Origin of the sequence: Kitasatospora sp. NPDC001539, from assembly GCF_040298565.1 — a bacterium.
In the GTDB taxonomy this organism is placed as follows: domain Bacteria; phylum Actinomycetota; class Actinomycetes; order Streptomycetales; family Streptomycetaceae; genus Kitasatospora.
Genome location: NZ_JBEPAK010000300.1, coordinates 1 through 7,545 on the forward strand (window position 1 = coordinate 1; position 7,545 = coordinate 7,545).

At 74.2% G+C, this 7,545-nt stretch carries 6 protein-coding genes; all 6 read left to right on the plus strand.

Annotation, left to right across the window (positions count from 1 at the left end; all coding sequences use genetic code 11):
- On the plus strand, positions 1 to 1,203 hold a 1,203-nt coding region (locus tag ABT247_RS29780), incomplete at its 5' end, for an aminotransferase class I/II-fold pyridoxal phosphate-dependent enzyme (RefSeq protein ID WP_350748607.1).
- Positions 1,204 to 1,393: 190 nt separating this feature from the next.
- Entirely contained in the window at positions 1,394 to 2,773 is a 1,380-nt protein-coding gene (gene egtA, locus ABT247_RS29785; protein WP_392901290.1) for an ergothioneine biosynthesis glutamate--cysteine ligase EgtA, read from the plus strand.
- Positions 2,770 to 4,113, plus strand: coding sequence for an ergothioneine biosynthesis protein EgtB (gene egtB, locus ABT247_RS29790; RefSeq protein WP_350748613.1), 1,344 nt, complete (start codon positions 2,770 to 2,772; stop codon positions 4,111 to 4,113). The genes egtA and egtB overlap by 4 nt, the downstream gene beginning before the upstream one ends.
- Entirely contained in the window at positions 4,113 to 4,862 is a 750-nt protein-coding gene (gene egtC / locus ABT247_RS29795) for an ergothioneine biosynthesis protein EgtC (RefSeq protein WP_350748616.1), read from the plus strand. The genes egtB and egtC overlap by 1 nt, the downstream gene beginning before the upstream one ends.
- A 45-nt stretch (positions 4,863 to 4,907) precedes the next feature.
- A complete protein-coding gene (gene egtD / locus ABT247_RS29800) occupies positions 4,908 to 5,879 on the plus strand; it encodes an L-histidine N(alpha)-methyltransferase (RefSeq protein ID WP_350748619.1) in 972 nt (323 codons plus the stop codon).
- A gap of 181 nt (positions 5,880 to 6,060) precedes the next feature.
- Complete coding sequence (locus tag ABT247_RS29805) at positions 6,061 to 7,485, plus strand: sugar porter family MFS transporter (RefSeq protein ID WP_350748622.1); 1,425 nt, start codon at positions 6,061 to 6,063, stop codon at positions 7,483 to 7,485.
- The last annotated feature ends 60 nt before the right edge of the window (positions 7,486 to 7,545 follow it).

Here is a 7,545-nt window from a genome sequence, read left to right on the forward strand (position 1 = left end):
GCCCGGCGCGGGGACGGTGAACCGGTGCCGGACGGCGGTACCGGGCGACGGGCGCTCGGGCTCCGGAGCCCGTCCGCCGCCTTCGCCTTCGACGCCCCCTTCGACCGCACCGGCACCGGCAGCAGCAAGTGGGCCCGGGCCGCGGCGCCCGGGGTGATCCCGATGGGCCTGGCCGACATGGACCTGCCCGGGCCGCCCGCCGTCGCCGAGGCGCTGGAACGGCGCGCCCGCCACCGCGCGTACGGCTACACGGTCTGCGACCCGGCCGGCCGGGCGCTGGTGGCGGACTGGTACCGCGCCCGGCACGGGGCCGCGGTGGACCCCGACTGGGTGCTGCTGCTGCCCTGCGGCCCCCGCACCGCCCTCCGCCTGCTGCTGGACACCCTCCGCCCGCAGGCCCCCGTGCTCTCCCCCACTCCGGAGTGGGGCGGCTTCGCCCAGCTCTGCCGCGCGGCGGGGATCGACCACCGCGAGCTGCCGCTGCCCGTCGGCCCGGACGGCTACCGCCTCCCCGACGCCCCGCTGCCCCGGCCCACCGCCGCCGTCCTGCTGAGCAATCCGCACAACCCGTCCGGCCGGGTCTGGCCCGCCGCCGAGCTGCGCGCCCTGGCCGAGCGGGCCGCCGAGGCCGACGCCCTGCTGGTCTCCGACGAGGTGCACGGCGACCTCACCCACCCCGGGCACACCCACCCCGTCGCCGTCACCACCGTCGGACCCGCCCTCCGCCACCGGGTCGTCACCCTGAACTCTGTCGGCAAGACCTTCAACTGCTCCGGCATTCCGAGCGGTTTCGCCCTCGTCCCCGATCCGGCCCTGCGCGCCCGGTTCACCGACACCCTGGCCGGCTACGGCCTCTGGGAGGGCGGGCTGCTGGAGCAGACCGTCCAGCACGCCGCGCTGCGCGAGGGCGGCCCGTGGCTGGACGCCCTGCTCGCCCACCTCGCCGCCGCCCGCACCCGGCTCACCGAGCGTTTCGGCCCGGCCGTCCGCTCGACTCCGCAGGCCTCCTACCTGCTCTGGCTGGACTCCGCCGCCCTCGGCCTGCCGCCCGCGACGGCCCGCGCGGCGCTGCTGGAGCGCTGCGGGCTGGAGGCCTCCGCCGGCGCGGACTTCGGCCCCGGCGGCACGGGCGCGCTGCGGCTGAACTACGCCCTGCCGGGCCCGGTGCTGGACACCGTCCTGTCCCGGCTGGACCGCCTGTGACCCGGGCATGTGCCCTCGGCGGGAGCGCCCCCCGCGCCCCGGCCACGACCCGCCCGCGACCCTCGTGCTCACCCGATCGCCAGGCCACCGACCTGCGGAAACGAACATTCACGCGATATTCGCGGAGCGGCCCCGCATGCTCCGTAGCAGACTGGGCACAGTAGACCGGGCCGCAATCGTGACCCCGAGGATGGTAAGTCCGGTGATACCGACATCGCGTACCACTCCGCCCGACCGGCGGAGCGCACCACCGCTCCCGACCGGGGTGGCCCCGCTGACCGAATCGGGGGCGCACAGCCACGTGTCGGGCGTCTGTTTCAAGATCGGACCACCGCGCCTGGTCGGCGTGGAGGTCGAGTGGTTCGTCCACGACGACCGATGTCCGAGTCAACCCGTACGACCCGAACTGATCCGCACCGCACTGGAGTCGCTGCCCCTCGGCGGCCCGGACGGCACCTCGCTCCCCTCCGGTTCGCGACTCACCCTCGAACCCGGCGGACAGGTCGAGCTCAGCTCCCCGCCCGCCACCGGCCTCACCGCCTGCGTCGACGGCACCCGGCGCGATCTCGCTGCCCTGCGGGCCGCGTTCGCGGCACAGGGCCTGCGCCTCACCGGCACCGGGACGGACCCGCTGGACCGCCCGCGCCGGATGGTGCTGGACCACCCCCGCTACCTCGCCATGGAGCGGTTCTTCGACTCGGCGGGCCCGTGGGGCCGGGTCATGATGACCGGTACCGCGTCGGTGCAGGTGTGCCTGGACGCCGGCGACGCGGACGGCCCGCAGGCGGCCGAGCGGCGCTGGCGGCTCCTCCACCTGCTGGGCCCGGTGCTGGTCGCCGCGTTCGCCAACTCCCCCCTGCTGGACGGCAGACCGACCGGCCACCGGTCCACCCGGCAGACCGTCTGGTCCCGGATGGACCCGAGCCGCACCCTCGCGCCCGAGCCGGACCACGGCGATCCGCGCGAGGCCTGGGCCCGGTACGTGCTGGACGCCGAAGTCCTCTGCGTGCGAAGGCCGGAGGGCATGCCGTGGACGGCCCCGGCCGGTCTGACCTTCCGGGACTGGATCCGCGGCGCGGGTGAACGCCCGCCCACGCTGGCCGATCTGGAGTACCACTGCACGACGCTGTTCCCGCCGGTGCGCCCGCGCGGCCATCTCGAACTGCGGATGGTCGACGCCCAGCCCGGGGACGGCTGGGCGGTGGTCACCGCACTGGTCACCGCGCTGCTGGAGGACCCGGTGGCCGCCGACACCGCACTGGCCGCGCTGGAGCCGCTGGACGCCCTCGACCGCCGTGACCGGGCGGCCGACCGGCGCCCGCCGCGCAGCGAGGTCTGGCGCCGCGCCGCCACCCTGGCCGTCGCCGATCCCGAGCTGCGCCGTGCCGCGCTCACCTGCTTCGCCGCCGCCGATGCCGCGCTGGGCCGCCTGCCCGGCGCCGCGGGGCTGCGCACCGCCGTCGCCGAGTTCGCCGAGCGCTACCCCGCACGCGGTCGCTGCCCGGCCGACGACCAGCTGGACGCCCTGCGCTCCGGCACCCGACGCACTCCGCCGGAGGAGGCACCATGACCGACGTCCGACCGCCCGCCGCCCCGGGAACGGACACCGAGGCGCTGCGCGAGAGCATCGCCACCGAGTTGCTGGCCGCCCGGGCGCGGACCGCCGCGCTCACCGACTGCGTCGAGGACGCCGATCTCACCGCCCAGCACTCGCCGTTGATGTCACCGCTGGTCTGGGACCTCGCGCACATCGGCAACCAGGAGGAGCTCTGGCTGCTGCGCAACGTCGGCGGCCGCGATCCGATGCACCCGGAGATCGACCCGCTGTACGACGCCTTCCAGCACTCCCGCGCCGAACGCCCGACCCTGCCGCTGCTGCCACCCGCGGAGGCCCGCGCCTACGCCCACGAGGTGCGCGGCCGGGTGCTGGACCTGCTGGCCGCCAGTCCGCTGGAGGGCGCGCCGCTGCTGGACGCCGGGTTCGCCTTCGGGATGATCGCCCAGCACGAGCAGCAGCACGACGAGACCATGCTGATCACCCACCAGCTGCGCCGGGGCGAACCCGCGCTGGCCGCTCCGCCGCCACCGCCCGCGCCCGCCGATGCGGCCGCCCTGCCCGCCGAAGTCCTCATCCCCGCCGGGCCGTTCACCATGGGCACGGACACCGAGCCGTGGGCCCTGGACAACGAGCGTCCGGCGCACACCGTCGACCTGCCGGCCTACTACCTGGACACCACGCCGGTCACCAACGCCGCCTACCTGCGCTTCATCGAGGACGGCGGCTACCAGGACCCGCGCTGGTGGACCGAGCAGGGCTGGGAGCACCGGCTCCGGGCCGACCTGACCGCCCCGCTGTTCTGGCGGTGCGAGGACGGCCAGTGGCTGCGCCGCCGCTTCGGCACCGTCGAGCCCGTCCCGCCGGACGAGCCGGTGCTGCACGTCAGTTGGTACGAGGCGGACGCGTACGCCCGCTGGGCCGGGCGGCGCCTGCCGACCGAGGCCGAGTGGGAGAAGGCCGCCCGGCACGACCCGGCCGGCGGCCGCTCCCGCCGCTACCCCTGGGGAGACGGGCCGCCCGGCCCCGAGCACGCCAACCTCGGCCAGCGCCACCTGCGCCCGGCTCCGGCGGGCAGCTACCCGCAGGGCCGGTCCCCCTACGGCGTGCGGCAGCTGATGGGCGACGTGTGGGAGTGGACGGCCAGCGACTTCCGCCCCTACCCGGGGTTCCGGGCCTGGCCGTACGCGGAGTACTCGGAGGTCTTCTTCGGGCCGGAGTACAAGGTCCTGCGCGGCGGGTGCTTCGCGGTCGCGCCGGTCGCCTGCCGGGGGACCTTCCGCAACTGGGACTACCCGGTCCGCCGGCAGATCTTCTCCGGTTTCCGCACCGCCCGCACCCCGGAGGGCGACTGATGTGCCGGCACATCGCCTACCTCGGTGAGCCGGTGGCGCCGCAGGAGCTGCTGGTGCACCCGCCGTACGCGCTGTACCGGCAGTCCTGGGCCCCGCGGATCCAGCAGCACGGCACGGTCAACGTGGACGGCTTCGGCCTCGGCTGGTACGCGGACGGCGACGAGCTGCCCGCGCGCTACCGCCGGGCCGGGCCGATCTGGGCGGACCGGACCTTCGCCGACCTCGCCCGGGTAATCCGCACCCGGGCGCTGCTGGCGGCCGTCCGCTCCGCCACCGAGGGCTGTGCGGCCGGTGAGGCCGCGGCCGCGCCGTTCGCCGCCGAGCGCTGGCTGTTCAGCCACAACGGCGCGGTGGCCGGCTGGCCGGGCAAACTGGACGCGCTCGCCGCCCTGCTCCCGCCGGCCGAGCTGCTGGAGCTGGAGGCGCGCAGCGACTCCGCCCTGCTGTGGGCCCTCACGCTGCACCGGCTGCGCCGGGGCGCGGACCTCGGCGAGGCACTGGCGGGCACCGTGGCGGACGTCGCCGCGCACACCACCGGCCGGCTCAACCTGCTGCTCACCGACGGCACCGCGCTCGCCGCGACCACCTGGGGCGACGACCTGCACCACCGCACCCTGCCGGGGCTCGGCACGGTGGTGGCCTCCGAACCGTACGACGACGCGCCGGGCTGGACGTCCGTGCCGGACGGCTCGCTGGTGCTGGCCGATGCCGGCGGCGTCACCCTCCGGCAGCTGCCCACCTACGGCTGATTCGCCGCCCTCCCTTCACCTTCTGAACAGAGGAACCACCCTGTCATGGACACATTCGATCTCACCCGGCTGCTTCCCACCGACCACTTCAGCACCGCGCTGCGCCACGACGTGCAGCAGGGACTGACCTCCCAGCCCAAGTGGTTGCCGCCCAAGTGGTTCTACGACGCCCGGGGCAGCGAGCTGTTCGAGGAGATCACCCGGCTGCCGGAGTACTACCCGACCCGCGCCGAGCGGGCGATCCTGACCGCCCGGGCCGGCGAGATCGCCGCCGCCACCGGGGCCCGCACCCTCGTCGAGCTGGGTTCCGGCTCCTCCGAGAAGACCCGGCTGCTGCTGGACGCGCTGCGCTCGCTCGGCACCCTGGAGGCGTACGTCCCGGTGGACGTCAGCGAGAGCGCGCTGACGGCGGCCGGCACCGCCCTCGCCGCCGAGTACCCCGGCCTGGCCGTGCACGGCGTGCTGGCCGACTTCACCGCCAAACTGGGGCTGCCCCCGGAGGGCGGCCCCCGCCTGGTCGCCTTCCTCGGCGGCACCGTGGGCAACCTGCTGCCGCCGGAGCGGGCCGCCTTCCTGCGCGGTCTGCGCGCGGCCCTGGACCCGGGCGACTTCCTGCTGCTCGGCACCGACCTGGTCAAGGACCCCGCGGTGCTGGTCGCCGCCTACGACGACGCCTCCGGGGTGACCGCCGAGTTCAACCGCAACGTCCTCAACGTGCTCAACCGCGAACTGGGCGCCGACTTCGACCCGGACGCCTTCGAGCACGTCGCCCGCTGGGACGCCGAGCAGGAGTGGATCGAGATGCGGCTGCGCTCACTGCGCTCGCAGACCGTGAAGATCCCGGCGCTGGACCTGCCGGTGAACTTCGACCGGGGCGAGGAGCTGCGCACCGAGGTGTCGGCCAAGTTCCGCCGGGAGCGGGTGGCCGGGGAGCTGGCGTCGGCCGGGCTGCGGCTGACCCACTGGTGGACGGACCCCGAGGGGCGCTTCGGCCTGTCCCTCTCGGCGCCCTCCTGAGCGGCGTCGCACGATCCCCGGGCCTGCGGAGCGGCCACCGCAGCCCGGGGACGGCTCAATTTGCTTGTTCACCTTACGAATTCTGAGCGACGAACCGAGGCCCCCGATGTACAAGACTTAAACGAACAGGGGTTACGATCTCGGCTACCGAGCTCAGCGTTGAGTACCAGGAGTCAAGATCGTGAGCGTCACCCAGAAGCCCTCCGGGGCGGTCGAGGCCCCCGCCCCCGGCCGCCTCGGCTTCGTCGTCTTCATCACCGCGGCAGCGGCACTCGGCGGCTTCCTCTTCGGCTACGACAGCTCCGTGATCAACGGCGCCGTCTCCGGCATCCAGGGGAAGTTCGGCGTCGGCAGCGGCGAGACCGGCCTGATCGTCTCCTCGGCGCTGCTGGGCTCGGCGGTCGGCGCGGCGCTGGCCGGCCGGTTCGCCGACCGCTACGGCCGCATCAAGGTCATGAAGGCGGGCGCGCTGCTGTTCGCCGTCAGCGCCGTCGGCTCGATGCTGCCCTTCTCCCCCTGGGACCTCGCCCTGTGGCGCGTCCTCGGCGGAGCGGCCATCGGCATCGCCTCGGTGATCGCCCCGACCTACATCGCCGAGGTCGCGCCGACCAGGTACCGGGGCCGGCTGGCCTCCTTCCAGCAGGCCGCGATCGTGCTCGGCATCGCGATATCCCAGCTGGTCAACTGGGTGCTGGCGGACGCCGCCGGCGGGGACACCCGCGGCCACCTGCTCGGGCTGGAGGCCTGGCAGTGGATGCTGGGCGTCTGCGTGGTCCCGGCCGCCGTCTACTTCGTGCTCTCCTCGGTGATCCCCGAGTCCCCGCGCTACCTGATCCAGGCCGAGCGCCTGGACGACGCCCGCAAGGTGCTGGCCGAGGTCGAGGGCGAGGGCATCGACACCGACGCCCGGATCGCCGAGATCCAGGCGCTGATCGCCTCCGACCACCGCCCGCGCTTCACCGACCTGCTCGGCGGCCGCTTCGGCCTGCTCCCGATCGTCTGGGTCGGCATCGGCCTGTCGGTCTTCCAGCAGCTCGTCGGCATCAACGTGATCTTCTACTACTCGTCGATCCTGTGGCAGTCGGTCGGCATCGACCAGAGCAACTCGCTGCTGATCAGCTTCATCGGCTCGGTCATCAACATCCTCGGCACCGTGATCGCGATCCTGCTGGTCGACCGGATCGGCCGCAAGCCGCTCGCCCTGATCGGCTCGGCCGGCATGGCCGTCACGCTGGCCGCGGCCGGCTGGGCGTTCTCCTCGGCCACCGGCTCCGGCGACAACGTCTCGCTGCCCGACTTCCAGGGCACCGTCGCCCTGATCGCCGCCAACGCCTTCGTGCTGTTCTTCGCGATGTCCTGGGGCGTGGTCGTCTGGGTGATGCTCGGCGAGATGTTCCCGAACCGGATCCGCGCCGCCGCGCTCTCCGTCGCCGCCTCCGCGCAGTGGATCGCCAACTGGGCGATCACCGTCTCGTTCCCGTCGCTGTCGCGCTGGAACCTCTCGGCGACCTACCTGGTGTACGCGGCGTTCGCGGCGCTGTCGCTCGTCTTCGTGGCGAAGTTCATGCGGGAGACCAAGGGCGTCCGACTCGAGGACATGGGCTGACAGGCCGACCATCGGCTGGTCCTACGGTCGGACCTTCGGCCCCCGCACCCTAGCGCGATC